Origin of the sequence: Bacillus sp. NTK074B (assembly GCF_017303375.1) — a bacterium.
Classification (GTDB): domain Bacteria; phylum Bacillota; class Bacilli; order Bacillales; family Bacillaceae_B; genus Rossellomorea.
The window spans coordinates 1-1,985 of sequence record NZ_JAFKOH010000027.1; the positions used below are offsets into that span (position 1 = coordinate 1).

At 45.3% G+C, this 1,985-nt stretch carries 14 tRNA genes; all 14 read right to left on the bottom strand.

Going from position 1 to position 1,985, the window contains the following annotated elements:
* Nucleotides 1–291: 291 nt before the first annotated feature.
* A tRNA-Asn gene (locus JI667_RS21200) sits at nt 292–366 on the bottom strand.
* Nucleotides 367–375: 9 nt separating this feature from the next.
* Nucleotides 376–452: transfer RNA gene (locus tag JI667_RS21205), tRNA-Ile, on the bottom strand.
* 9 nt (nt 453–461) lie between these two features.
* A tRNA-Gly gene (locus JI667_RS21210) sits at nt 462–535 on the bottom strand.
* A gap of 9 nt (nt 536–544) precedes the next feature.
* Nucleotides 545–618: transfer RNA gene (locus JI667_RS21215), tRNA-Cys, on the bottom strand.
* Between the two features lie 2 nt (nt 619–620).
* A tRNA-Gln gene (locus tag JI667_RS21220) sits at nt 621–695 on the bottom strand.
* Nucleotides 696–703: 8 nt separating this feature from the next.
* Nucleotides 704–776, bottom strand: a tRNA-His gene (locus JI667_RS21225).
* A gap of 17 nt (nt 777–793) precedes the next feature.
* A tRNA-Trp gene (locus JI667_RS21230) sits at nt 794–867 on the bottom strand.
* A gap of 120 nt (nt 868–987) precedes the next feature.
* Nucleotides 988–1,071, bottom strand: a tRNA-Tyr gene (locus JI667_RS21235).
* A 36-nt stretch (nt 1,072–1,107) separates the two neighbouring features.
* Nucleotides 1,108–1,183 (bottom strand) — tRNA-Phe (locus JI667_RS21240).
* Between the two features lie 46 nt (nt 1,184–1,229).
* A tRNA-Asp gene (locus JI667_RS21245) sits at nt 1,230–1,306 on the bottom strand.
* Nucleotides 1,307–1,482: 176 nt separating this feature from the next.
* Nucleotides 1,483–1,556, bottom strand: a tRNA-Met gene (locus JI667_RS21250).
* Between the two features lie 23 nt (nt 1,557–1,579).
* Nucleotides 1,580–1,672, bottom strand: a tRNA-Ser gene (locus JI667_RS21255).
* A 6-nt stretch (nt 1,673–1,678) separates the two neighbouring features.
* Nucleotides 1,679–1,752, bottom strand: a tRNA-Ile gene (locus JI667_RS21260).
* 28 nt (nt 1,753–1,780) lie between these two features.
* Nucleotides 1,781–1,854, bottom strand: a tRNA-Met gene (locus JI667_RS21265).
* Between the last annotated feature and the right edge of the window lie 131 nt (nt 1,855–1,985).

Consider the following 1,985-nt stretch of genomic DNA (forward strand, 5'->3'; position numbering starts at 1 on the left):
GAATAGCTCTTTAAAAATAAATCTAGAATTAACGTTGACGTATTGTCTTGTTTTGTTCAGTTTTCAAGGTTCAATGTAGCGCTTCTTTCGAAGCGACCCTTACTATATTACATGTTTGATAACTTGTTGTCAACAACTTTTTTCGGAAAAGTTTTGATCAAGTTTTCATGTGTATGTTGCTCGTTTGCGGCAACAAATAATACTTTACCAGTTAACTTCGCAGAAGTCAACTTCTTTTTAAAACTTTCTCAAAAAAGAGAACGTCTTTCCAATTATCTTATAACAAGATAATGGCTCCGCAGGCAAGATTCGAACTTGCGACCGATCGGTTAACAGCCGATAGCTCTACCACTGAGCTACTGCGGAATAATAGAATGGTGGGCCTAAGTGGACTCGAACCACCGACCTCACGCTTATCAGGCGTGCGCTCTAACCAGCTGAGCTATAGGCCCATAAATAATTGGAGCGGGTGAAGGGAATCGAACCCTCATCATCAGCTTGGAAGGCTGAGGTTTTACCACTAAACTACACCCGCATGAATACTTGGAGGCGGCAACCGGATTTGAACCGGTGATAAAGGTTTTGCAGACCTCTGCCTTACCACTTGGCTATGCCGCCGTTGGCTGGGCTAGCTGGATTCGAACCAACGCATGTCGCAGTCAAAGTGCGATGCCTTACCGCTTGGCTATAGCCCAATATAAAGGGCGACTGATGGGAATCGAACCCACGAATGCCTGAACCACAATCAGGTGCGTTAACCACTTCGCCACAATCGCCATGTTTGAAATTTCTTTGGCAGGGGCAGTAGGAATCGAACCCACACCAAAGGTTTTGGAGACCTTCGTTCTACCGTTAAACTATGCCCCTATGAAATACTTTGAATTTCACATAACCCTAACGCTATTCGCTTTGGAGTTTGCTGCTCCGTTTCACTACACTTAGTTTAAGGAGGATTATTTCACTCCGCTGTCGCTTTGTGAAAAATCTTGGTGGAGGGGGGCAGATTCGAACTGCCGAACCCGAAGGAGCGGATTTACAGTCCGCCGCGTTTAGCCACTTCGCTACCCCTCCAAATAAAATAAATACTTAAAGGTTCTTAAGTATAAATGGTGGCTCAGGACGGAATCGAACCGCCGACACATGGATTTTCAGTCCATTGCTCTACCAACTGAGCTACTGAGCCATATTTTATAGAAGATTAAATTTTCAAATGGCCATCAAAAGAAAAATGGCGGTCCGGACGGGACTCGAACCCGCGACCTCCTGCGTGACAGGCAGGCATTCTAACCAACTGAACTACCGGACCAGAGTTTTTTGACGATAGTCAAAATAACTTTCATTACCTTGCGCTAGCAAAAATAACTTTCCTTACTTGCGCCAGCAAAATAACTTTCATTACCTCGCGCTAGCGAAAATAACTATCCTTGCGTGACTCATAAAAGATCAAAGTTAACCTTTTACTGATAACAAGCAAAAACGGTATTGCGGGGACAGGATTTGAACCTGCGACCTTCGGGTTATGAGCCCGACGAGCTACCGAACTGCTCCACCCCGCGACGATATAAATATAAAGGTAATATGGAGGAGGAAGGGGGATTCGAACCCCCGCGGGCTGTTACACCCCTGTCGGTTTTCAAGACCGATCCCTTCAGCCGGACTTGGGTATTCCTCCGTATAATGGACCCTGTAGGACTCGAACCTACGACCGGACGGTTATGAGCCGTCTGCTCTAACCAACTGAGCTAAGGGTCCTTATAATCGTTCATTATGTATCATGTAATAGCGGCGGAGGGGATCGAACCCCCGACCTCACGGGTATGAACCGTACGCTCTAGCCAGCTGAGCTACACCGCCACGAAACACTTACTATACTATTGAATTTCACTTTCGTAAAACCAATGAAGTTTATTTTACTTTCGTAAAACCAATGTAGTTTTTTTACTTTCGTAAAAAAACTTGGTGGAGCCTAGCGGGATCGAACCGCT